Here is a 23,328-nt window from a genome sequence, read left to right as displayed (position 1 = left end):
GGGGAATGAAACCGGTTTTTGGGTTATAGGCTTCCACACGTGCCTCGTCATTCTGCACTGCATCAAAGTTTTGCCCGCTGAAATTGGCGCAAAGCCGCGCCAGTTGGGCGTTCGCGACGGTTCCCGGGGCGTGTGCCGGGCTGCCATCCCGCAAAAACGGGTTGCCCGATTAGGCTCACCCTGGCGACTTCCGCTATCCTTGGCGGCGATTCGCCGCGCCAGCATGGCTCGCGACCCCCGATTTTTGCCCAATGCGATCCCCACGTCCCCAAGGAAACACCATGGTTTGCCGAGCCCGCAGCCTTGCCGCGCTGCTCATCCTGAGCACTGCCGCAGCCGCCGCCCAGGCCGTGCCACCGGCCGCCGCAACCGCCGCCAACGAACGCTTCCAGGTGGCGGGCCTTGAGAAGCCCGCCAGCATCCTGATCGACCGCTGGGGCGTGCCGCATATCTACGCCAACACGCTGTACGACGCCTTCTATGTACAAGGCTTCATGGCCGCGCGCGACCGCCTGTGGCAGATCGACTTGTGGCGCAAGCGTGGCCTGGGCGAGATGGCCAAGGACTTTGGGCCGGCCTATGTGGAAGGGGACCGCATGGCGCGCGCCGTGCTGTTCCGCGGCGACATGTACCGCGAGTGGCTGGCCTATGGCTCGGATGCCAAGCGCGTGGCGGAGGCGTTCGTGGCCGGCGTGAACGCCTACGTGGCGCAGACGGAGAGCAGGCCGGACTTGCTGCCGCCGGAGTTTCGCGTGTTGAACTACAAGCCCGCGCGCTGGCGTGCGGAAGACATCGTGCGCATCCGCCATCACGGGCTCACGCTCAATTTCATGGGCGAGGTCAATCGCACGCAGGTCTACTGCCAGGTCAAGCCCGATGCCGCCCGCACCGACTGGGTGCAGCGCGAGCTGGATCCGCCGATCCAGCCCAAGCTGCCGGACGGCCTCGAGCCCTGCGCGCTGCCGACCGTGGAGCTGCGCCGCGCCTATGAGCTCGCCACTGCCGCGCCGCGCTTTCCGAAAGAGTGGTGGGCTTCGGCCAAGGCGCAGGGTATCCCGCACGAAGCGTTGTATGCGGTGCTTGACACCAACAGCGACACCGCGCGCAGCCTCGGCTCCAACAACTGGGTGATCTCGGGCTCGCGCACCAGCACCGGCCGCCCCATCCTGGCCAATGACCCGCACCGCGCGCACGGTGCGCCCAGCCTGCGCTACATCAGCCACCTGAACGCGCCGGGGATGTCGGTGATTGGTGCCGGGGAGCCGTTCCTGCCGGGGATCTCGATCGGGCACAACGACAACATCGGTTTCGGCCTGACCCGCTTCTATATGGATCAGGAGGATCTCTACGTCTACGAGACCAACCCGGCGCAGCCGCACGAGTACAAGTACCGCGGCCGTTGGGAACCGATGGAAACCGTGACCGAAGAGATCGCCGTCAAGGGCGAGGCCACGCCGCGCAAGGTCAGCCTGGACTTCACCCGCCACGGCCCGGTGCTGGTCACCGATGCCAAGGGCAACCACGCCTATGCGCTGCGCGCGGCCTGGCTGGACCTGGGCATGGCGCCGTACTTCGGCTCCATGGACTACATGCGCTCCCAGAACTGGGACCAGTTCCGCGCGGCGATGAACCGCTGGGGCGCCCCCGGCGAGAACCAGGTCTACGCCGACCGCGAAGGCAACATCGGCTGGATCCCCGGTGGCCTGACCGTCATCCGCCCCAACTGGGACGGCCTGACGCCGGTGCCGGGCGACGGCCGCTACGAGTGGGCGGGCTACCGCAACATGGATGAGCTGCCGTGGGCCTACAACCCGGCCGCCGGCTATGTGGTGACCGCCAACGAGAACAACATCCCGCCCAACCACCCCGCGGCCAAGATGGGCGTGGGCTACGAATGGAGCGACACGGCGCGCGCGCGGCGGCTCAAGAGCCTGGCGGCGGCGAACCCGCATTCCTCGGTGGCGGACAGCATGGCGTGGCAGAACGACACCACCTCGCTGCCGGCGCTGCGCGCGGTGGCGTTGCTGGCCAATGTACGCACCGAGGACGCCCAGGCGCGGCGGGGACTCGACCTGTTGCGCGGTTGGGACGGCAACGAGCGCGCCGACAGCGCGCCGGCGGCGTTGTTCGAAGTCTGGTTCAGCAAGTACCTGCGCCCGGCGGTGGTGCGCGCGGCGTTGTCGCCGGAAGGCGCCAAGCTTGCAGGTTACGGCGACGCCAGCCGCGTGCTGGCCGTGCTGGAAAAGCCCGAGCCGTGGATGCCGGTGGAGCGCCGCAACGAAGTCATCGTGGCCTCGCTCAAGAGCGCCATGGCGGAAGTGGAGCGCAAGCTCGGCCCGGACCCTAAAGCCTGGCAATGGGGCAAGCTGCACACCGCGGTGTTCAATCATCCGCTCGACCCGCTGCTGGACAACGCGGCGCGCCAGCGCTACGACGTCAACGCCGGGCCGATCGGCGGGTCTTCCTTCACGCCGATGAACACGAGCTACCGCAATAGCGACTACCAGCTCACCGCGGGCGCGTCGTTCCGCATGGTGCTGGACGTGGGCAACTGGGATGCCTCGCGCGTGGTCAACGCACCCGGGCAATCCGGCAATCCCACCAGCCCGCACTATCGCGACCTGGCGCAGATGTGGGCGAGGGGCGACTACTTCCCGCTGCTTTACACGCGCAAGGCGGTGGAGAAGGAGACGCGGGAGAGGGTGGAGCTGGTGCCGCAGTAAACCTGCGGCAGACGCATCTGGCTCGCGCCTGGCTGCGGCGCCATCTCCAGCACGCGCGCCGCATCAGGCATGTGGCGCGCCGGCCCGCGCCATGACAAACTGGATGGCTATCATCAGCCCGAGCCACCATGGAAACGTTGGTCATTCGCCGAGCCGGCACCGAAGACGCTGCCGCCATCAGCGCGCTTGCCATGAGCGTCGCCCACTATTTCACGATCGAGGCATCCGGGGCCGGCGCGGAGGACTTTCTCGCCAGCCTCTCGCCGGATGCGATCGCCGGATATGTCGCCAGCCCGCGCTTCCACTATCTGGTTGCCTATCGCGGCGAGCAGCTGGCCGGCATCCTTGCGATGCGTGATGTCAGCCACCTCTTCCACCTGTTTGTCGCCCCACGGATGCACCGGAGCGGCGTTGCCGGAGCCCTCTGGCAAGCCGCCAGCCAGGCCGCGATCGCCACCGGCGAAGTGCGTGAATTCACCGTCAATTCGAGCCCGTTCGCAACCGTGGTGTACGAGCGCTTCGGCTTCCAGGCTATCGGCCCCCGCGCACAGGCGAAAGGCATTGCCTATGTGCCGATGCGCCTGGTGCTCGAGGACGCCAGGCGCTAGCCCACGTACCAGAGAATGCTGACAAACTGGCAGGCGCTGCCCGCCAGCACGAACAGGTGCCAGATGCCGTGGAAGTGCCGCACCTTTTCGTCGAACAGGAAGAACCCGATGCCGGCCGTATAGAGCGCGCCGCCCGCCACCAGCCAGTACAGGCCGGCGGCCGGCAGCGCCGCCACCAGCGGGCCAAAGGCAAACAGCACCAGCCAGCCCATCAGTACATAGATCAGCAGCGAGAACACGCGCGTGCGGTGGCCAATCAACAGCTCCTGCGCGATGCCGATCACCGCCAGTCCCCAGTTCACCCCGAACAGCGTCCAGCCCCAGGGCCCGCGCAGCGTGACCAGCGCGAAGGGCGTATAGCTGCCGGCGATCAGCAGGTAGATGGCACAGTAATCGAGCCGCCGCAGGATGTCCTTGGGGCGGCCGCGCAGGCTGTGATAGAGCGTGGAGATGGTGTAGAGGAAGACCAGCGTGGCGCCGTAGACGACGGAGCTGACGACTTTCCAGGCGTCGTGGTAGAGGGCAGAGCTGGTGATAAGGACTGCCGTGCCGGCGGCGGCCAGGACGGCGCCCGCCAAATGGCTGTAGCCGTTGAAACGTTCTCCACGGTACATATTGTTCATTCTCCTGTAGTGGTCGCTGGTAGGGGCGATTGCAGGGGGCTTTGTTGCAGTGCGTTATCGGGGTATTTTTGCATGGATTTCGAGGGGGCGCGGAAAGCGAGCCGTCGGGGCCTGCCGATGGGGCTCCCCGGGATAGCATAACCATCTGCGAAACCATTCGTTCCCGGCCTGCGTGCCCCCCGCTATCGTCTCGCCATCCAACCTTTAGCGAGACTCCCCATGCGTATCCCTTCGCCGCTGTTCAAGGCTGCCCTGACGCTGCTCACCGGCCTCACCGTGCTGGCTTCGAGCCCCGCCATGGCGGACCGCCTGGATGACATCAAAAAGGCTGGCGTGCTGCGCGTGGGCGTGTTCGACGCGAACCCGCCGTTCGGCTTTGTCGAGGCCGGCAGTACCACCCCTGCTGGCCTGGACGTGGACTACGCGGCCGAGATCGCCAGGCGGCTGGGCGTGAAGCCTGAGTTCCGCGCGACCAACCCGGCTAACCGCATTGCCCTGCTGGCATCGCAGAAGGTAGACATCGTTGCCGCCAATTTCACCATCACCGATGAGCGCCGCCAGCAGATCGGCTTCTCCACGCCGTACTTCGCCAGCGGCTTGCAGTTCATCGCCAGGAAGGGCACGCTCAAGCAGCCGGACGACCTGAAGGCGTGGCGCCTGGGCGTGGACAAGGGCACCACGCAGGAGACCACGCTGCGGCAGAAGTACCCGGACGCCCGCGTGATTGCGTATGACGATTCCCCGCTGGCGCTGACCGCGCTGCGCAGCGGCGCGATCCAGGCGTTTGCGCAGGATGGCGCCAAGCTGGGCGCCTTGCTGGCGACGTTGCCCAACAAGGATCAGTTCGAGATTTCGTCGTTCACGCTGACGCGTGAGTACATGGGCGTGGGCGTTCCCAAGGGCGAGGACCGGCTGACCGCGGAGATCGATCGCATCCTGGCGGAGCTGGAGAAGAACGGCACGGCGGCGCGCATCTACGACAAGTGGTTCGGGCCGAAGAGCACGGCGCCGCTAGCGCGGGATTTCACGATTGGCAGCGCGCTGAAGTGAGGACGACCTCCTTCATTTCCGGCCAGGGCTAGCCATGCAGGGGCAGGCGATCCTGCTGCAGTCGCTGCCGGCAAAGTATGGCGGCTGGATCGTTGCCGGCTTTGGCCTGACCGTGGCGCTGTCGGTGGCGGTGTTCGTGCTTGGCTGCGCGATTGCCGCCGGCTGGCTGGCACTTGTGCGCGGCCCGATCATGCCGCTGCGCCTGGTGGCGCGCGGCGCCGTTGGGTTCCTGCGCCGCACGCCGTTGCTGGTGCAGTTGTTCTTCTGGTATTTCGGCGCGGCGCAGCTGCTGGGCGATGGCGCCATCGGCGCGCTGTATGACTGGCAGGGATGGCGCATCGGCGGCTTGCACGTGCCCGCGCCTTCGCTGGAGGCGCTTGCGAGCCTGGCGGGCATCGGCCTCTACGCCAGTGCCTTCTATGCGCGCGAGTTCGAGGCGGGCCTTGCCAATGTGCCCGCGAGCCAGGGCGCGGCGGCGCTGGCGCTGGGCTTTACGCCCGCCGCTGCATTCTGGCGCGTGGTGCTGCCGCAGGCGCTGCGGGTTGCCGCGCGGCCGATGGTGGGGCAGTTCTGCCAGACCATCAAGAACACATCGCTGGCGATGGCGATCGGCTTTGCAGAGATGTCCTACACCGCCCGGCAGGTGGAGACCGACAGCCTGCTGGCCTGCCTGCGCGCGATTCCCGTGCTGATGCTGATCTTCTGGGCTTACTTCCTGCTGCCGATGCTGGCGGGCGTTCACGTGGGCGAGGTGCAGACCGTGGTGCTGGCGCTCGCGCTGATCGGCGCGGCCTACATCGCGCAGGTCATGGCGGCGGGCTTCGACGCGATCGGGCGCGGCCAGCGCAATGCGGCGCTGGCGCTCGGCATGACGCCGTTGCAGGCACTCTGGCAGGTGGTGCTGCCGCAGACGCTGCGCGCCATGCTGCCGTCGCTGGGCAATGTATGGGTGTCGCTGGCCAAGGATACGTCGCTGGCCTATATCGTGGGCGTAGTGGAATTGTCGACCGTGGCAACGCAGGTCAACGGGCGCAGCGTGGGCTATGCGGCGCAGGTGTTCCTTGCCGTCGCATTGCTCTATTTCCTGATTTGCCTGGCGATCGAGAGCGTAGCGGCGCTGGCCTGCCGTGCGACGCAGCGCCAGGCCGCCATCACAGCGCGGCGGGGCCGGCCCGAGGCGCATGCGCTTGCGCCTGCCCGGTCCAAGGCCCGGGGCCGGCATGTAGCGATCGGGCCCCGCTAGCTGCGGTGCGATTCATCGTGCCGGTGTCGCGCCCGCGCCCTGCGCCACGGCGGGTGCGGGCCGCGGTGTTGCCGGAGCAACCGGCGCCCTCGTTTGCGCGCTCGCCGGCGCTGCTGGCGTCACGGCGGCCGTGTGCTCCGACCATCCTCCGCCAAGCGCCTTGTACAGCGCGACACGGCTGGTCAGGCGGGCCAGCCGGATGGTGGCCAGGGTTTGCTGCGCGGTATAGAGCTGGCGCTGGGCATCGAAGACCGCGAAATAGTCGTCCACGCCGTTCTTGAACCGCATCTCCGACAGGCGCTGGGTTTCGCTGGCTTCCTTGACCAGGGTTTCCTGCGCGGCGGCCTCCCGGTCATAGGTGCCGCGCGCGGCCAGGCCGTCTGCCACTTCGCGAAACGCGGTCTGGATCGTCTTTTCGTAGGCGGCAATATTGATGTCCTTCTGCACCTTGGAGGCATCGAGCCTGGCCTGGTTGCTGCCGGCATTGAAGATCGGCAGGGTGATCTGCGGGGCGAAGGTCCACGCGCCCATGCCTGCGGCGAACAGCCCTGCCAGATTGGTGCTGGCCGAGCCAACCGCGCCAGTCAGCGAAATGGTCGGGAAGAAGGCCGCCCGCGCGGCGCCGATGTCGGCGTTGGAGGCTTTCAGGCGGTGCTCGGCGGCCATGATGTCGGGCCTTTGCTGCAACAATGCCGAGGGCAGGCCGGCTGGCAGTTCGGCAACGAGGCTTGTCGACTCGAAGGGCTCGGGTGGTGGCAGGTCTTGCGGCAGCGGGCCGCCGATCAGCAGGCTGATGGCATTCTCGTCCTGCGCGACCTGCCGCGTGTATTGCTCCACGCCCACGCGCGCGGTCTGCACCTGGGTTTCGGCACGGTGCAGGTCCAGCTCTGCCATGGCGCCCGCGCGCTTGCTGCGCCCGATCATTTCGGCGGCGGCTTGCTGGCTCTTCAGCGTGTCCTCCGAGATTTGCAGCAGCACCTGGTCGGCGCGCCAGGTCAGGTAGGCGCTGGCGACTTCGGCGACCAGGCTGATATGGGCGCTGCGGCGCGCTTCCTCCGTGGCGAGATATTGCTCGAGTGCTTCGTGCTTGAGGCTGCGCACGCGCCCGAAGAAGTCCAGCTCGAACGCGTTGAAGCCCACGCCCGCGCTGTACTGCGTGATGACCGCCGACTGCCCGGGCGCGCGCAGTTCGCTGGGCACGCGCTGGCTGAGCATGCCCGCGCTGGCACCGATCGCGGGGAATTGCGCGGCGCGCTGGATACGGTACTGGGCGCGTGCCTGTTCAATGGCGAGCGTGGCGACGCGCAGATCGCGGTTATTGGCCAGCGCCAGTTCGATCAGGCGCCGCAGGCGCGCATCGACGAAAAAGTCCTGCCAGCCCAGGTCGGCCGCCGCCGTGCTGGTTTCGGCCGCTGCCGGCGCGCCGGCAGCGTATGCCGGGCCGGTGGGCCAGGCCTCTGGCACTGGCTGTGCGGGACGCTGGTACGTGGGCTCGAGGGTGCATGCGGCCAGCGCAAGCGGCAGGGCCATGCAGAGCGTGCGCAGCATAGGGGCGAGAGTCTTTTGCATGGGATTCATCCGGAAAAGGCGCGCCACACGAGCCGCGAAATGGCCAGCCGGGGATTGCCCTGGCTGGCGACGTTGTGGGCGGGCTCGCTGAAGAGCAGCCGTATCAAGCGGTGGCGCGTCGCCATGTCCAGATGCAGGGCGAGCCCGAGCAGCTTGCCCTGGCGGCGCGCGATCCGGCACGGCACCCAGCCGGTCGCCTCCATCCAGACCGCGCCCTCGGCGCCGACCGGAATCGCCGCCGCCATCGCGCTGGTAATGGCGACGCCATTGCAGGACAGGTTCACGGTAGTGGCCGTGTACTCGTGCCCGCCGCAAGCTGCCTTGCCGTTGATCCGCAGCAGGGCTCGCTCCCGGTAGGGGAAGCGTTCCTCCTTGCGCGGCCGTGGCAGTTCCACGCAGACCAGCAGCGAGGTAAGGTAGAGCACCATCGACACGGCGGTCCACGCGATGTTGAAGACGAGTCCCGAGGCTGCCGCATCGGCGGCCACCGCGCGCGCCAGGCCCATGCCGGAGAGCAAGATCAGGCAGCCATAGAGCGCGGCGAACTTCCCGTGGATCACCAGCTTGCTGCGATCCAGCCCCTTGTTGGTGACCTTGAACGGACGCCCGAACGGTTTGAAGAACGCGCTGACCAGCGTCGCGCTGACCGCCAGCGCGGACACGATCTGCGTGACCTCGGTAAAGATGGGCAGCGCGCGCGAGCCGGTTACCCAGATGCTGTAGGCCCAGTAAAGCAGCAGCGCGGGCACCCCATAGGCAAGGAACTGCATCGGTTCGCCGTACAGCGTCGGTACGTCGAAGTACCAATACAACAGTGGCCCGGCCAGCAGCATGAGCGTGAAAGGGCGGCTCAGCCAGTGCAGCAGGCCGTGCACGTAGTGCACGCGCTGGCCCAGTGTGTAGCCGCGTCCGCGCAGCGGCCCGTCGGCCGTGAGCGCTACCTGGATCGTGCCTAGTCCCCACCGGCTGCGCTGGCTGATGTACTCGGGCAGGCCTTCGGCGGACAGGCCCACGCTCAAGCGCTCGTTGAGCCAGCGCGTGACATAGCCGTACGGCATCAGGCGATACGTCAGGTGGATATCCTCTGTGACCGTGCCGGTTGGGAAGCCGCCGATCAAGCTGAGCGCCTCGCGCCGGACCACGAAGGACGTACCGATGCAAAAGGCGGTGCCCCAGGCGTCCTTGGCGGGCTGCATCACATCGAAGAAGGCGCGCTGCTCGTCGACCCAGCATTCGGTCGAGCGCAGGTTGTACTGGATCGGGTCCGCGTTGTAGTAGAACTGCGGCGTCTGCACTACGCCGACCTTGGGGTCGGCGAACAGGCCGATGGTGCGCATGAGGATGTTCTTGTTCGGGGCGAAATCGGCATCGAGCACCATGATGTAGGGCGCGCCGCCGCCATGTTCCGCACGGGCGCTATGCTGCAGGCCATTGTTGAGGTTGCCCGCCTTGGCATGCGTGTTGTCGGGACGCGTGACGTAGTTGGCGCCAACCTGCGCGCAGAACGCCTTCAGCCAGTCGCGCCGGGTGTCGTCGAGCACCCACACGCGAAAATCCGGATAGTCGATCGCCAGCGCGGCAACAATGGTCTTCTCCAGTATTTCCAGCCCTTCGTTGTAGGTTGCGATGAAGACATCGACGCGCGGCACCGTGCCGCTGCGCCGCAGCGCTGTCTCGCCTGCATCGGCCGCTGGCGCATGATTGCTGCCGCGCGTCAGCGTGACGATGGAGATCACGGTGTAGGCGATCGTCATGATCTCGAACCCGAAGAAGGCATGCGCCCACAGGCTCGGGAAGGTCATTTGCCATTCGGGCAGCGTCTGGGTCCAGCGCCAGGCGAGGTAGACGAGCAGCAGGGTCGCGGTGATGGCACCGAACACGCAACGGTCGGAGTCCCGGGCGCGATCTCCCCGCATGCAAAGCCAGGCGAGCAACAAGGTGGCGGCGTTGATGACGAGCAGCGCCCTGGCATCGAGGAAGAATGCAAACATCGTTACTCCTTGGACGGGGGAGCGGAAATGGCGCTGGTGCAAGCGGCGTCGACACATCCGGAAGGACGGAAGGGGTTCCAGCCTGCGGCGGCCAGCACCGCCCATGCGGTCGCGCCGAGGTGGGGCAGGTGGTAGTAGTAGAAGTCCTCCGTGGTGGAGGTCGGCCCGATCGAGAGGCCGGTGCGGATGCGTTGCTCCGGCGTGGCGTAAAGCAGGCCGGAGGGCGCGCGCTGCGACAGCAGCAGTGGCCAGAGCGGTGAGGCATCCTGCGCGCGGCTGCTGGCGCGCAGCACCAGTGCGGCCTGGCCCGTGCCTTCTGTCCAGACGCCGTCGGGGTTGCCGTTAAAGCCGTAGCCGCCCTTGACGCCGTGGCGCTCGCGGGTCCAGTCCAGGCCCCTGCGCCAGTCCGCGGGCGCGTCTGGCACGGCGATCAGCGGCCATAACACCGCATCGAGAGCGGAGGGGCCGCTATTGAGCGAGCGGCCATCGTCGCGCGTGCCGATCACGAAGCGGCCTTCGCGCGGCTGCCACATCGCTTCGACGAAGCCGCGCGCGCGCCGTGCCGCCACCGGCCAGCGCGGATCGTTGCTGAGGCGGGCCAGCCAGCTGAACGCGGCATAGGCATCGACGTTGTGCTCGGTGGATTTCCAGGACTGGCGGGTGGGGCTGGGTTCCTCGCCGAAGTAGCCGCCGATGAAGCCGCCCGGGGGGCCGGCTTCGAAGAGCGTGGCGTCGACCCAGCCCATCAACGCCGCGGCGCTGTCGAGATAGCGGCGTTCGTGGGTGTTGTCGTAGACGGCCAGCAGCATCAGCGCGGCCCATGCCACATTGCCCGTGGCGGTGCCGGCCTGGTACGCGTCCTCGAACCAGCGCTGGCTCGGCGTGTCCCACCAGCCGGGCAGCGGCGCGGGGCCCGCCGGCAGCGCGCCGGCGCGGTAGGCATTGCGCAGCCGGTTATCGTGGTAGTGGCGATCGCGCACGCTGGCAGCAACCATGGCGTCCGCTATGCGGCGCGCATCGCCAACGCGGTGGCAGGCCACCAGCGCGATGCCGGCGAGGGCGTTGTCGTAGACGAACGCCGCTTGCTGCAAAGCGGGTGCAAGCGGACCCTGCCCCGGTGCAGGCTCGTAGCTGCCGAGCATCACCGGGCCCTGGCCGGGCACCGCCGCGACCCGCGCGGCAATGGCCTGGCAGGCACCTGCCAGCAACTGCTCGCGCGCTTGCGCCGGGGGCGCCTGGGCGGCGGCGGGCGGCGCCAGGATCGTGGCCAGGCTGGTCATGGCGGCCAGCAGCGGCGGCAGCATTCGGCGGCGTAAGGTGAGCGAGGTGAGCGAGGTGAGTGAGGCCCGGTTCATGGCGATCTCCTGGCGTGCGTCGGATTCGCCGCCGTCAGATCAGCGCGCGCATGTGGCCCCACCAAGGCTGGTCGAGGCTGACCTTGGCCCAGCGGCCCAGCGCACAGCGATCCGCCGCCGCGCCGGCGCTCTGCAGGGGCAGCGCCGGCAAGGGCTTGTCCAGTTTGGCGATCAGGTAGATCTCGTTTTTTTCGATGGGCGGGAACGGCACGAAGTAGCGCGCCTGCTCGCCATCGGGCGCGCGCGGCAGGATTTCGGCAACCTTGCCGGCCAACGGCGCGGCCACGCCGTCCACGCGCACCGTCACCTTGTTGCCGGGCAACAGATCGTTGCTGAGGCTGCGGGGGAACACCGCCACCACCCGGGGTTGCGCGCAATTGGTACTGCGCAGCAAGGTCGCGCCGGCCGCGACGCGCGTGCCGGGCGGTGCCAGCACGTCCTGGACCATGCCGGAATCGTAGGCCTTGATATCCAGGTTGGACATGCGTTGGACGCGCTGCCCTTCCTCTGCGATCAGGGCGTCAACCGACTTGCCGTACTGCTCAAGCTGGGTCAGCTCCGCTTTGAGCTGGGTGATCTCCGCGCTCAGTTCGTCGTGCCGCTGCGCCAGCGTGGAGACCGCGCCATCGGTGCTGGAGAGGTACACCTTGCCCTTGGCCGCCTGGCTGTTGCTGAGCGCGTTGTCGAGTTCGGCGCGGATCGCTTCCTTGGAGTTCGACAGGATCGACAACTGGTAGCGGGAGGCATTGGTGTAGGCCTCGCTGACCGCGCCCGCCCATTGCATGGCCTGGTTGCGGTTCACCACGTCTTCCTGCTGGTCCACCTGTTCCTTGGCCATTGCCATGCGGGCCTGGATGCCGCGGATCTTGGCGGCGTGCTCGGCCTGCGCGGCTGCCTGGTATTTCCTGGTCTCCTGGTCGGTAGCGTCAAGACGGGCCTGATCGCCTTCAAGCTTGGCTTTGGCCGCATCGTAGCGTTGCTGGTTGTCCAGCTTCTTGCCTGTCAGTTCCACCAGCAAGGCGCGGTCGACATTCTGGTTCTGCACGCTCATCAGCGTGTCTCCCGGCGCAAATGAGGCGCCCACCGAAATCCGCTGGCCTGCCACCACGCCTTCGACCGGCGTGGTGACCAGGTTGACCGGTCCATCGACCACGGCGCGTTCGGACGAGCGCGTGAACACGGGGGGGAACATCACGGCCAAGATCACCCAGACGATAAAGGCGGCCACGCCGTAACTGGTCAGGCGTGGCACCACATGCCAGAGGCGGCGCTGGCTCAGCTCGCGGCTGCCTCTCGCGGGCGCCAGACGGTCTGTGCGCAATTCGGGCAGGTGCGTGGCCGGGGGACGGCTTTGTTCGATTTTGTCGCTCATGGCATCCTCACTGGCAAGTTCGCGCGATCGGGGTCGCAAAACGAGCGGCAAGCCGTCGGCACCGGGCGTGTCGGCAAGACGCACGTTCCCTGTAAAGCAAGTCCCCCAATATTTCTTTCGCGATGCGTTGTTTCACGGCCCAGCCGGGCCGCTTGCGCATCTGTGTGTGGACCAGGACGTGCCGGGTCCGTTGATCTGCCCGCGCTCCAGCTGACGCCAGGAGCGGGGCGAATGCGTATGGCCCGAGGGCCATCGACGATACTCGCGGATGTGCACGACTCGGGTTCGCTGCACGGTGGCGAGTGAATGAAGGCTAGCCAAGAAGCGGCGCCACTGCTGTAAGAATGTGTAAGAGCAGGATGTCACACCGTTGAAATCAATGGCATCCGATACCCCCATTTCCCATGCGGGCAGAGACCTGGCTTTCACATGCGCATGGGCACATTTTCGGAGGGTGAGACATTCCCCGCGGCCTCTGCTGGCATTGTTTCCTCCCATGGCGCAATGGCCTGTGCGCCATGCTCGCCACTTGATCGCTTGCTGCCTGGGGGGTTGGGCAATGGATGTTTTCTGTTTGCAACACACGCTGTGACGAGGCAGCGCGCATGAAAAAAAGCCGGCGCAGGGCCGGCCTCTCGATCATGCCATGGCGAAGCATACACGCCAGGGCACTCCGCAATTCAGCGTATCAATATCAACGTGCGCTTGCGTCCGCGTACACGCGCTCACCCGCCACCCACGTCTGCGTCACGCGGGTCTTCCAGATCTCGGCCGGCGCCACCTTGAACAGGTCCTGGTCGACCAGGATGAAGTCGGCCCACTTGCCCGGCTCCAGCGATCCCAGCGTCTTCTCCTGGTGCTCCGCGTAAGCGGCGTCCAGCGTGAAGGCGCGGAAGGCCTGGGTCAGGGTCATGGCTTCCTCCGGATGCCAGCCCTTGATCGGGCGGCCTTCGTGGTCGGTACGCGTGACCGCTGCATGCAGGCCGTAGAAGGGGTTGGCAGATTCCACCGGGAAGTCCGAGCCGCCGGCAATCACGGTGCCTTGCTTGAGCATGGTCTGCCAGGCGTACGCGCCCTTGATGCGTTCCTTGCCGATGCGGTCCTCAGCCATGTTCATGTCGCTGGTGGCATGGGTGGGCTGCATCGAGGCGATCAGGTCGAGCTGCTTGAAGCGCGGGATGTCCGGCAGCGCCACCACCTGGGCGTGCTCGATGCGGTTGCGCAGCTCGCGGCCGCCGACTTCCTTGTAGGCGACTTCAATCGCGTCCAGCACCTGGTGGTTGGTGGCGTCGCCGATGGCGTGCACGTTGACCTGGTAGCCGGCCTTGATCGCCATCTTGACGCTCGCCTGCATGGCCGCGTCGCTCATGAACAGCAGGCCGCTGTGCACGTGATCATCCGAGTACGGCGCCATCAGCGCCGCGCCACGGCTGCCGAGTGCGCCGTCGCCGTATAGCTTGACCGCGCGCAGGTAGTAGCGGTCGTTGCCGTAGCCAGAGAGCGGGCCCTTGGCGGAGAGCGCCTTGAAGTCGTCGCCGGTGTCGCGGATCATGCCGTAGATGCGCGTGGTCAGCTTGCCCTGGTCGGCGAACTCGCGGTAGATGCGGTCTTCCTGCGCGGTCACGCCGGCGTCGCCCGCGGCGGTCAGGCCGAGCGCGTTCATGTGCGCCAGTGCGGCGGCCAGCGCGGCGCGGCGGTCGTCGTCCGAGTACGGCGGGATCACGTTGTTGACCAGCGCCATGGCCTTGTCGACCAGCACGCCGGTGGGGTTGCCGTTGGCGTCGCGCTCGATGCGCCCGCCCGCCGGGTCCTTGGTGTCGCGCGTGATGCCGGCGGCTTGCATGGCCTTGGTGTTCAGCCACGCGGCGTGGCCGTCCACACGCACCAGGCGCACCGGGCGGTCCGATACGGCGGCGTCCAGCTCGGCCGCGGTGGGGAAGCGGCCCAGCTTCCAGTTGACCTGGTTCCAGCCGTAGCCCAGCAGCCATTTGCGCTGCGGGTTCTTGTCGCCGTAGGCGCGGATCATGCCCTGCGCTTCGGCCAGGTCCTTGGTGCCCGACAGCGAGATCTCGGTGGTCTTGAAGCCCAGGCGGAACACGTGGCCGTGCGCGTCGATCAGGCCCGGCAGCAGGGTCTTGCCCTGGCCGTCGACGCGCCTGGCATCGGGGTACTGCGCGCGCAGCGCGGTGGCGTCGCCGGTGGCCAGCACCTTGCCCTGGTCGAACACCAGGCCGGTGAAGCTGGCGACCTGGTCGTTCTTCAAGGTGTAGCCCTGCACGGATTCGATCAGCGTAGGCGCGGCGTGGGCCGACATCGTCAAGCCGACGGCTACTGCCAGCAGGCTCTTGTGGATCGCGTGTTTCAAGTCAAATCTCCTTGGATTGTGCCCAGTCTGCGTCCTCGTCAAATCCGTCGCGCAGCAAGGTTGCCTGGGCCGGCGTCCAGAATGGTGCTTCCCAAAGATTGATGTCTTGCGGTAGCGACGAATGCTTCGCAAGGAACGCAAGAACATCCGCGTTGTCGGATGGCAAGCCGAGTTGGGCGAACAGGTCGGAAAACTGGTGAAATGGGGTGTCCATGGGAAACGTCCGGGAAGCAGGGTTTTGGCGGATGAAAGCGCCGCCGTAGGACCGCACATTTTTAAATAAGAGCGGCGCTCGCGTTTGCGGGCTGTTCTACCCAGCTATGCATGGCCCGCGCAATCAGCGCGCAAACAGCGAGCGTGCCAGAGACAACGCCCAGTGACGAAGACGTGTGGGCATGTGCATTAAAGCCGGTAAGGAATGCAAACGCCGCCATTTCCCACTTCGTGGCGATCTTCTTGTCGTGTGTCATTTTTCAGTGAGCCGTGGTGGCGTTGCAGCCGAAGGTTGTATGGCGCCGAAAACTACAGGAAGCGTTCGGCGCAGACCAGGGGCGTTTAGTTCTCGATCACCGGCGCATGCACGGCCGCGATCGACTCGTGCGCGGTTGCAGTACGTTGTGCGGCCTTGTGGACCATCGTGTAGGCATAGTCCACGCCCATGCCGTAGGCGCCCGAGTGCTCCTTGACGAGCTTCATCACCGCGTCATAGGTGTCGCGGCGCGCCCAGTCGCGCTGCCATTCGAGCAACACCTGCTGCCAGGTCACCGGTACCACGCCGGCCTGGATCATGCGCTGCATGGCGTAGTCGTGCGCTTCCTTGCTGGTGCCGCCGGAGGCGTCGGCAACCATGTAGATCTCGTAGTCGCTGTCGTGCATCGCGGACAGCGCGAAGGTGGTGTTGCAGACCTCGGTCCACAGGCCGGCCACGATGATTTTCTTGCGGCCATTAGCGGCCAGGGCGTCATCGACTGCACGCCGAAGGCCATCTGGGGCTGATGGTCGATGATGATCAGTTGGCTGTTGCGCGGGGTCAGGACTTGCAGTTTGGCGTTCGACATGATTTTTATCCAAAAAATTTGATTCAACGATTCGCGTTTTGTCTGGCAGAGATGATTCGGGCTGGCCTGTCTATGTGCAGAACTATACCGACTGCCCCTTTCCAGAAAGTGGCCTATCTCTGCAATAGTTATTCAAAATAATTGAATTTAGTTCATTGAGGCGCGAGAGGACTCTGTCCCAGTGGGTCCATCGCCCTTGGACGACGCGCCACAGGAGTTCCGCGGTCTCGCGCGTCATCGTCTTCTTGTCAGTGCGCACCTTGTTTAGGTAGCCGGGTAACCAGCCGATTGTTGAAAATTTCCGCGCGACCGATATAGCGCGACAAATAGGGAGCACTCCTTCAGGTCCCCACGAATGGACAACCGACGTAGACCGCCCAATCACATTTGCGTATGCAAGGCACTGCGTGAAGACGGGAGGATGGCCAGAGTCGTCACCGAAGAACTGCAATCGAACACCGGCGATGCGCCACGTCGAGAGCGTCGAAGTCTAGGCGGCAGAGCAGTGGGAAGGCCCCGTACCGCAGGAAAAGGCCGCGGCGGTATGCGCGCCGCTTGTCGACCCTGCGCGGCGCGTACATTGTCACCGGCTCGTCTACAAGGCTCTCAGTGCGCGGCAAAGGAAGTGAGCGGCGCGAACCGCCAGGTCGAAGGACGGGTCACGCGCCAGCTCGCGACCGGCCACGCAAATGACCCAGTCCCCCTTTTTGCGTTCGCAGCGCATTGTCTGGTCCTCCATCTGATCTGAGAACCAGCGCCACAATGTCGCGTCTTGTTCATTGGCATGGACCGCCGCTTGGAGCTGGGCCATCTTCAAGTAGATGTTGCCATTCATGGAAACTCCGTGATTGTTCATCCCGTGTTTGTCTCAAGTGCCGGCTTAGCGCAGCCAAATGTTGACTTGGGGTTTGCGCACATTATTCGGATGAGTCCACAGTTTCCATCGTCTTCTGGTATGAGTGGCCCACATGCTTGGCGCGTTCGTAACCGGAAAGGACTGGTGCACAAGTGCTTGACTCGCCCCCGGCTACATGAAATCGGACTGCCCGCGGAAGCAAACTTCATCGGACGATGTCAGAGAAGTGATGGAGGCCCTGGGCTACCGCAAGACGTTCGTTTCGGTAAACCTCCGGCCAACGTCCAATTTGCGGGGCCGGGCGGCGTCGCAAGAGGTGTATTCGGCAGCCGGGCCGGCAAGAGTGCCGCGATCAGCCTGACGATCGGGGGCGAAATCAGCAGCCTTAGTTCCTTCATGCTTGGCGATGATGGTATGTTCTCCAAGCAATCGTTTGACTGTAGGAAGGCGGGCGCTTTTCGAGCTGCCAGCGTCAACGGTATTTTCAGTAACGCAAGGTCGCCCGGTCGTGTTTGGCTTGGCGCGACGATCATGACTACCTGGCCATGCGACTCTCCACATCTACTCACGAATCCGCCAAGCCGGCCATTCAGCGCGACTCATTGGGTTGTTTGTCGGAGGCATTGCGATACGATCAGGCGCTTGCCGCCGGCGATCTCCATTTCTATCGCAAGAGTTCCGTGATTGAGCGGATGAGTCAGGTAGTGACCCCTGCTTCAGCACGAGGGTTTCTGGTTGGCGTCTCCCTGATGGAAGGCCATCGTCGACGCATTTTCCGTCCGAATCAGGCGAACATGCATGCATTCGAGGCAGGCTCCATCTATCTGCGGAACTTCCAGGATGACTACAAGGCGGATATGTATGGGACGTTTGATTTCGTACTCATCGAACTGCCGCGCCCCTTCATGGAGCGTACAGCCCTGGAACTCGGCTGCCCCGCAGGTCTTGAACTGCGACATGCCGCGGCGCAGACGGACGCCGTGCTGGCCCATCTCGCCCAGGCACTCCTACCCGCGCTCGCGCGGCCTGAAGGCGCCAGCAGGTTGTTTGTCGATCAACTCGGACACGCGATCGGCACATACCTGGTCGAACACTATGGAGGTGTCAATCGGAAACGCATTCACTCCATGGGCCAACTTTCGCCTCGCATACTCGCGCGGGCGCAGGAGTTCCTCGCGGCGCGACTTGACGACGGAAACGTGTCCATTGCGGCGGTCGCTGATGCGTGTCAATTATCCCGAAGCCATTTTTCCCGGGCATTTCGGCAGAGTACTGGCAAAACACCACATGAATGGCTGCTTGAGCGTCGCCTCGAGCGCGCGGCGGCACTGCTGCGCACCACGGACTTGCCGATAGCTGGGATCGCTGCGTCGTGCGGCTTTGCGGATCAGAGCCATCTCACACGCAGTTTCTCCAAGAAGCTTGGCCTGACGCCGGGTGACTGGCGGAGCGGTCGGCAGGACTAGGCACGCCTGGGTGCCGGCACTCGCCAGCCATTATCTGGCCCGCGCTGAGCACAAAACGACAATAGAGCGCACACGTGTTCAAGCCAAAGGGCTGGTGTAACACTACATTGCTGCCGGGCGCGTCTTATCTCCCCGCATGGAGCCGTGGGGTGATTCGCGCCTCTGATGTCGATGCTACGTGGAGGCCCTACCGTGACTGCTGTACTACCGATGCGCGCCGAATCAGCGCCGCAGGACGACGCGGTGGTCCTTGTTGTCGATGATGACTTGCAGGTGCGAAACGCGCTGGGAAGCCTGTTTCGTTCAGTCGGCATTCAAGCCGTGCTGCTCGGCTCCGCCGCCGAGCTTTTTGCCTTCGGCTTCCCAGATGCGCCTTGTTGCCTGGTTCTCGATGTGCGCCTGAAGGGGCAAAGTGGCTTGGATGTGCAAGCCCGCATGGCAGAGCTCGGTATTCATATTCCCATCATCTTCATGACCGGCTACGGGGACATTCCGATGACGGTTGCTGCTATGAAGGCGGGAGCACAACACTTTCTTTCCAAGCCGTTCCGTGAACAGGAACTGCTCGATGCCGTCACGGAGGCACTACAGAAGGAGGGCCCGCGACGTGAGCGCTTGTGCCGATTGGCTGCAGTGCGCGACTGCTTTCGCTCCCTGACGCCGCGGGAGAGTGAGGTCATGGCGCATGCCGCATCAGGTTTGACAAACAAGGAGATTGCCGCCGCCATGTGCATCAGCGTAGTGACTGTCAAAGTTCATCGATGCCAGGCAATGCGAAAAATGAGGGCCCGGAGCTTCGCCGATCTGGTGCTACTTGCGCAAACTCTCGGTCTCGTGTTGCTTCCCTTTAAGTCCAAAGCCGATGAACGGCCTGCTATCCGGCTGCAGCCTCGACAGCTTGGAACCGCAACCCTAGCGTAGGGACGGCATCGGGCAGCGTGCGGAGGACGAAGGTCATGTAAGGACGTCTCATCGATCCACTGCACGACACACTTACGATGAAGGAGAGTCCGTCGTGCGAGGCCGTAGTGCTTTTTCAATGCATTGGATGATGTCCGTGTCCTGAAAGGGCTTGTAGAGGACGCACGTTGCACCCAATGCCCTGGCACGCTGATCAAATCCCTCATGCGCAAATGCAGTCATGAAAATGACAGGCATATCGAGATTGCGTGCGCGCAGCGCCTCTATCAAAGCGAAGCCGTCCATGCCGGGCATTTTCGCGTCCGTGATCACGCAGGACAGGCAAGGCAGCGAAGTCCACCGCAGTAGCTCTTGGCCGCTTCCGAACAATTGCACGCCAAGATCGAGCGAACGCAGCAGCCCCCCCACGGCATTTCGGACGGCGGCATCGTCGTCAACTATTGCGATCGTGGCGAGAGCTATCACACTGACTCCTTGTATACGCGTTGAGCGCTGGCAATGCTCTGCTGGAAGCGTAACGCCAGACCCATGCATACCCTGTCATACGATGGTATTGCCGATCCCCCGGGTGCACGTTCCACGCTACGTTGCGATGAAGTCACGCTGGCCAGGAAAATCAGTCCCCCCGCAATAGTGAGCCGGCCAGCTATTCTGTCCGATTCATACCAAGGTATTACATGCATGGCTGCTTCGAAATGGCACCGCATATGCAAAAAGTCCTTGTGCGTGCGGGCGACCCCGGGACCGTTTGATGATGGACGATTGATGGTAGATAGCGCTATCGGGATTGTCGATGCTGCAGTAGTAGGGGAGCAGCGTCGCTCCCTTAGCCTGCAGTCGGCCTGCTTGCCCGCAGTGACGCGTTTTCTTGCTGAAGTGCTCGAAGGCGCGAGACCTTGCTTGGCTTGGTGCCGCCAGCAGTTCGATCGCAGACCGCAGGCGAGTGCCAGTCTTGCTGGTACCGACTCAAGTTCCCACCCCCTCCCGAGCAGGACAGCGGTGAATCGGTCAGCTCACTTTAGGCAGTTCACTGCACGCCGGATTCCTTCACCATAGGTCGGATCGGCCTTGGTGAAATGCTCAATCTGCACGCGCACGATCTCCTCGGGCACGCCCTGCATTGCCACCGCGATGTTCGCGAACAGCCGCTGCCGCTGGCCGTCGTCGAACAGGCGGAACAGCGCCCCAGGCTGGCTGTAGTAGTCCGCGTCGACGCGGTGGTCCCAGCGGTCCGCGGCACCATCGAGCGCCAGCGGCGGCTCGACCGCCCGCTCGCTCGTCGCGTACTCGCCTTGGCGGTTCGGCTCGTAGCTGAGCTTGCCGCCCTGGTTGCCATCCACGCGCATTGCGCCGTCACGGTGGAAGCTGTTGTGGAACGGGCATTTCGGCGCGTTGACCGGGATCTGGTGGTGGTTGATCCCCAGGCGATAACGCTGCGTGTCGCCGTACGAGAACAGCCGCCCCTGCAGCATCTTGTCGGGCGAGAAGCCAATGCCCGGCACGATGTTGGCTGGATTCATCGCCACCTGCTCCACCTCGGCGAAGTAGTTCTGCGGGTTGCGGTTGAGCTCCAGCACGCCCACGTCGATCAGCGGGTAGTCCTTGTGCGGCCACACCTTGGTCAGGTCGAACGGATTGACGTGGTACTTTGCCGCGTCGGCCTCCGGCATGATCTGCACGCGCAGGTTCCAGCGCGGGAAATTCCCTTTCTCGATGTTCTCGTACAGGTCGCGCTGCGCGCTTTCGCGGTCGGCCGCCACGACCTTCGCTGCCTCGTCATTGGTCCAGTTCGAGATACCCTGCTGCGATTTGAAATGGAACTTGACCCAGAAGCGCTCATTGTTCGCGTTGATGAACGAGTACGTGTGCGAGCCGAAGCCGTGGATCTGGCGGTAGTTCTGTGGCAGGCCGCGGTCGCTCATGAGGATCGTGACCTGGTGCAGCGACTCCGGATGCTTCGACCAGAAGTCCCACACGGCAATCGGGTCGCGTAGATTGGTGCGCGGATTGCGCTTCTGCGTGTGGATGAAGTCCGGAAACTTGAGCGGATCGCGTACGAAGAACACCGGCGTGTTGTTGCCCACCACGTCCCAGTTGCCTTCGTCCGTGTAGAACTTGACCGAGAAGCCGCGCACGTCTCGCTCGGCATCGGCCGCGCCGCGCTCGCCGGCCACGGTGGAGAAGCGGATGAAGAGCGGCGTCTCCTTGCCGATTTCCGTGAAGATCGACGCCTTCGTGTACTTCGTGATGTCGTGCGTCACGCGGAACGTGCCGTACGCGCCTGAACCCTTGGCGTGCACGCGGCGCTCGGGAATGACCTCGCGGTCGAAGTGCGCGAGCTTTTCCAGGAACCAGACATCCTGCAGCAGCATCGGCCCGCGCGGACCGGCGGTCTGCGAGTTCTGATTGTCCGTAACCGGTGCGCCCGCAGCCGTGGTGAGAGTGTCTCTGTTCATCGCGAGTCTTCTTGTTGGTGAGGGAGATTGGGGGGATCTTCGTGCCGGAAATCAGTGCACGGATGCGAGACCGGAGGCGGCAGCGGATGAGTCACCCATCTCCGCGCAGGACTGTCCTCCGCACGGTGCACTGCTCCGGCTGTGTCGTGATCCTGCAAAACCAGGAGAGATTAATTGGCGATGCAGGCTATGGCTATTGTCTGTTCGTATTAGCCGGCTGGGTCTTCGGTCTGGTCGCGGACTTCGGAATGCTACTTGCTCAGCTCGGCACTGGTAGCGCGATGGGAGATCCGCGAACGATTGCTAACGGCTAGCACTATTCCTTAGTCTCCAACCTATACCTCGGTGATGCCCCACAAACCGTATGGATGGCTGACAGACCTGGATAATCCGTTGGTACTTTTGAGTGATCAATACCAATGAAGTTATAAGCTTTCCCCGGCTCGATCATGCGCATCGTCGATGCCGGGGGAAGTTCTCAAGGCTCGGTCAGCGGTGGTCTTTTGCCGATTGCAAGCTATGTAGCGGAGGAACGCGAGGGCATCTCGAATTCACTCGTCTGCCAATTCACTTCTGAAGGCTGTTTGCGCCATTGCGCCAAGTCAATAGACTGAGCGCAGTCAGCAATACGGCTGGCAGCATGACACACCAGATCGAGAGCATCGAATAGCCAAGGGCGCCGAGAGCGGCGCCTGATGCGAAACCCGCGAGCGCCGGTACCATCTTCTTGAGCCGGCCGCGTATGGCTTTGCGTTCCGCCTCAGATGCGGATGGCAAGTCCACCAAGTCAATGATAATTTGCGTGGTATTTCCCGTCATGATCGTCGTGGGGCCAAGGTCTGACAAAGACGTCCTGGACAGTGAGTTCTGAATACCCATGGCCACCACGGCAAGCATGCCGGCGCCGACGGCTGCCGGCGTACCCGGATCAGAAATGGGAGAGGCGTGAAGCCCGGCAATGATGAAGAGAACCAGCGCCGCGGCCTCGGCAAATAGCAACAGCGAGGGTGCCGATTGTTTGTTCCGTACGATGCGTGACTCGGTCAGCCTGGCGGCAGCGACCGCCAAGGCAAAAGTCGGCAGCGCAAGCAGTTTGGCGAGCAGGCCCGTCGAATCACCGGCGATGTCGACGCCGATCATCAGGAAGTTTCCTGTCACGTGTGCCGTAAACAGGCCCGTTAGCAAAATGAACCCGACCACGTCTACATAGCCTGCGACAAAGGCCAGGATGCAGCCGAACGCCGGTCCCGAAAGATCAGCGCGGCCGCCCGTGTCGGGAAGCTGTGGGGGTGTCAATGCGGTCTCCCACGAAGGTTGTTCAGCGAACGGTCAGAAGCTGTGCCGCATCGCAATGGCGAACGTCTGCGGGTCGGCGCCGGCCCTGATGCCGATGTTATTGATGGCGAAGTCATAGGTAGCGTTGCTGCGGTTGTTGATGCGGCTGTAGTAAGCGTATAGCGCGGTTCGCTTGGAAAGGGGATAGTCATAGCCGACAGTTACCTGAAATGCGCCGGTTTCCGAACCACTGCGGACGGATCCAATTGTTTCCATAGCCGTGCCGGTGCCATTGCCGACAAAGGCGAAGCCGGCGCGTATGCTACCGGTGCCAAGCTGCTGTATCAGCGAGACATAGTAGCCATCGCGCGTAAGGTCTCCAGTGGCGGTACGGTAG

19 protein-coding genes are annotated in these 23,328 nt (G+C 64.4%); 6 read left to right on the top strand and 13 right to left on the bottom strand.

All coding sequences use genetic code 11. From position 1 onward, the window contains the following. Positions 1 to 281 precede the first annotated feature (281 nt). Positions 282 to 2,723, top strand: coding sequence for a penicillin acylase family protein (locus AC1DS3_RS00095; protein ID WP_441632454.1), 2,442 nt, complete (start codon positions 282 to 284; stop codon positions 2,721 to 2,723). Positions 2,724 to 2,851: 128 nt separating this feature from the next. Further along, positions 2,852 to 3,331: a GNAT family N-acetyltransferase gene (locus AC1DS3_RS00090; RefSeq protein ID WP_441632452.1), complete on the top strand. Its 480-nt coding sequence runs from the start codon at positions 2,852 to 2,854 to the stop codon at positions 3,329 to 3,331. Here the strand turns inward: AC1DS3_RS00090 and trhA are convergent. Further along, a complete protein-coding gene (trhA, locus tag AC1DS3_RS00085; protein ID WP_441632450.1) occupies positions 3,328 to 3,945 on the bottom strand; it encodes a PAQR family membrane homeostasis protein TrhA in 618 nt (205 codons plus the stop codon). The genes AC1DS3_RS00090 and trhA overlap by 4 nt on opposite strands. A gap of 228 nt (positions 3,946 to 4,173) precedes the next feature. Between trhA and AC1DS3_RS00080 the strand changes: the two genes are divergently transcribed. Both AC1DS3_RS00080 and AC1DS3_RS00075 read left to right on the top strand, forming a co-directional pair. Further along, on the top strand, positions 4,174 to 5,004 hold the full coding sequence (locus AC1DS3_RS00080) for an ABC transporter substrate-binding protein (protein WP_441632448.1): 831 nt from the start codon (positions 4,174 to 4,176) through the stop codon (positions 5,002 to 5,004). Positions 5,005 to 5,038: 34 nt separating this feature from the next. After that, positions 5,039 to 6,247 carry an ABC transporter permease subunit gene (locus AC1DS3_RS00075; protein ID WP_477126532.1) on the top strand — a complete coding sequence of 403 codons (1,209 nt, stop codon included), beginning with the start codon at positions 5,039 to 5,041 and terminating at the stop codon, positions 6,245 to 6,247. A 12-nt stretch (positions 6,248 to 6,259) separates the two neighbouring features. Here the strand turns inward: AC1DS3_RS00075 and AC1DS3_RS00070 are convergent, their stop codons facing one another. The 8 genes from AC1DS3_RS00070 to AC1DS3_RS00035 form a co-directional block, all read right to left on the bottom strand. Continuing rightward, positions 6,260 to 7,816, bottom strand: a complete 1,557-nt coding sequence (locus AC1DS3_RS00070) for an efflux transporter outer membrane subunit (protein WP_441632442.1) — start codon at positions 7,814 to 7,816, stop codon at positions 6,260 to 6,262. 5 nt (positions 7,817 to 7,821) lie between these two features. Continuing rightward, positions 7,822 to 9,807, bottom strand: coding sequence for a glycosyltransferase family 2 protein (locus tag AC1DS3_RS00065; RefSeq protein WP_441632440.1), 1,986 nt, complete (start codon positions 9,805 to 9,807; stop codon positions 7,822 to 7,824). A gap of 2 nt (positions 9,808 to 9,809) precedes the next feature. Beyond that, a complete protein-coding gene (locus AC1DS3_RS00060; RefSeq protein WP_477126542.1) occupies positions 9,810 to 11,087 on the bottom strand; it encodes a hypothetical protein in 1,278 nt (425 codons plus the stop codon). A 109-nt stretch (positions 11,088 to 11,196) separates the two neighbouring features. Further along, positions 11,197 to 12,534 carry an HlyD family secretion protein gene (locus AC1DS3_RS00055; protein ID WP_441632438.1) on the bottom strand — a complete coding sequence of 446 codons (1,338 nt, stop codon included), beginning with the start codon at positions 12,532 to 12,534 and terminating at the stop codon, positions 11,197 to 11,199. 694 nt (positions 12,535 to 13,228) lie between these two features. After that, complete coding sequence (locus AC1DS3_RS00050) at positions 13,229 to 14,899, bottom strand: amidohydrolase (protein ID WP_441632436.1); 1,671 nt, start codon at positions 14,897 to 14,899, stop codon at positions 13,229 to 13,231. Between the two features lies 1 nt (position 14,900). Continuing rightward, positions 14,901 to 15,113, bottom strand: coding sequence for a DUF2789 family protein (locus tag AC1DS3_RS00045; RefSeq protein WP_477126531.1), 213 nt, complete (start codon positions 15,111 to 15,113; stop codon positions 14,901 to 14,903). Positions 15,114 to 15,454: 341 nt separating this feature from the next. Continuing rightward, entirely contained in the window at positions 15,455 to 15,970 is a 516-nt protein-coding gene (locus AC1DS3_RS00040) for an isochorismatase family protein (protein WP_477126530.1), read from the bottom strand. Positions 15,971 to 16,552: 582 nt separating this feature from the next. Then, positions 16,553 to 16,792, bottom strand: coding sequence for a hypothetical protein (locus tag AC1DS3_RS00035; RefSeq protein WP_441632429.1), 240 nt, complete (start codon positions 16,790 to 16,792; stop codon positions 16,553 to 16,555). 566 nt (positions 16,793 to 17,358) lie between these two features. Here AC1DS3_RS00035 and AC1DS3_RS00030 point away from each other — a divergent pair. After that, positions 17,359 to 18,279 (top strand): helix-turn-helix domain-containing protein, encoded by a 921-nt coding sequence (locus AC1DS3_RS00030; RefSeq protein WP_441632427.1) that lies wholly within the window; start codon positions 17,359 to 17,361, stop codon positions 18,277 to 18,279. Between the two features lie 210 nt (positions 18,280 to 18,489). Continuing rightward, positions 18,490 to 19,200 (top strand): response regulator transcription factor, encoded by a 711-nt coding sequence (locus AC1DS3_RS00025; RefSeq protein ID WP_441632835.1) that lies wholly within the window; start codon positions 18,490 to 18,492, stop codon positions 19,198 to 19,200. Between the two features lie 72 nt (positions 19,201 to 19,272). Here the strand turns inward: AC1DS3_RS00025 and AC1DS3_RS00020 are convergent, their stop codons facing one another. From AC1DS3_RS00020 to AC1DS3_RS00005, 4 genes are all read right to left on the bottom strand, one after another. Then, the gene (locus AC1DS3_RS00020) at positions 19,273 to 19,665 is read right to left on the bottom strand and encodes a response regulator (RefSeq protein WP_441632425.1); all 393 of its coding nucleotides are present in this window, start codon (positions 19,663 to 19,665) and stop codon (positions 19,273 to 19,275) included. A gap of 548 nt (positions 19,666 to 20,213) precedes the next feature. Beyond that, positions 20,214 to 21,656, bottom strand: coding sequence for a catalase (locus AC1DS3_RS00015; RefSeq protein ID WP_441632423.1), 1,443 nt, complete (start codon positions 21,654 to 21,656; stop codon positions 20,214 to 20,216). Positions 21,657 to 22,223: 567 nt separating this feature from the next. After that, positions 22,224 to 22,952, bottom strand: a complete 729-nt coding sequence (locus tag AC1DS3_RS00010; RefSeq protein ID WP_441632421.1) for a YoaK family protein — start codon at positions 22,950 to 22,952, stop codon at positions 22,224 to 22,226. Between the two features lie 33 nt (positions 22,953 to 22,985). Then, a partial coding sequence (locus AC1DS3_RS00005; protein ID WP_477126529.1) for a porin occupies positions 22,986 to 23,328 on the bottom strand: 343 nt, incomplete at its 5' end.

This window comes from Cupriavidus sp. 01L46 (genome assembly GCF_056399905.1).
Note: the sequence above shows the minus strand (reverse complement) of the source record. Positions and strands in the feature narration are given on the sequence as shown.